General features: G+C 68.8%; 1 protein-coding gene. It reads left to right on the top strand.

Annotated elements, in window-relative coordinates; all coding sequences use genetic code 11:
- Nucleotides 1–103: 103 nt before the first annotated feature.
- Nucleotides 104–750: pyridoxal 5'-phosphate synthase lyase subunit PdxS (locus tag OOT08_RS16700; RefSeq protein ID WP_325093953.1), on the top strand; the 647-nt coding region annotated here is incomplete at its 3' end.

A 750-nucleotide genomic window follows, 5' to 3' on the forward strand; every position in this document is an offset into this window, starting at 1 on the left:
ATGCAGTCATGCGACCAGCCTGGCACCTCCGGCAAAAATGGCCTAATTGTCTTTCGATTAAGTGGCTCTGGTTTAGGCCACTGGGCGCGGACAGGATGGGAGCATGACCACTGCAACGAACCCCACGTCCCCCGTTTCCCGCCCAGCGCCTGCCGGGACCCCCGCCGACCGCGTGCGCCGCGGCCTCGCCGATCACCTCCGCGGCGGCGTCATCATGGACGTCGTCACCCCGGAGCAGGCCGTGATCGCGCAGAACGCCGGGGCTGTTGCCGTGATGGCCCTGGAGCGGGTGCCCGCCGACATCCGCGCCGAGGGCGGTGTGGCCCGGATGAGCAGCCCGGAGCTCATCGAGGGCATCATCGCCGCCGTGGACATCCCCGTGATGGCAAAGGCGCGGATCGGGCACGCGGTTGAGGCGCAGATCCTGCAACACCTCGGCGCGGACTTCCTTGACGAGTCCGAGGTGCTGAGCCCCGCTGATTACGAGCACCACATCGATAAGCACGCCTTCGAGGTCCCCTTCGTGTGCGGGGCAACGAACCTCGGCGAGGCCCTGCGCCGGATCGCGGAGGGCGCGGCCTTCATCCGATCCAAGGGGGAGGCCGGCACGGGGGATGTCTCGCAGGCGACCCTGCACATCCGCACGATCCGCCGCCAGATCGTCGAGCTCGGCGCGCTCGCGGCGACGAACCCCGACGAGCTCTTCGTTCGCGCCAAGGACCTGCAGGCCCCCGTCGAGCTGGTTCGGGA

Origin of the sequence: Leucobacter sp. M11 (assembly GCF_035726885.1) — a bacterium.
Lineage (GTDB): Bacteria > Actinomycetota > Actinomycetes > Actinomycetales > Microbacteriaceae > JAPFRB01.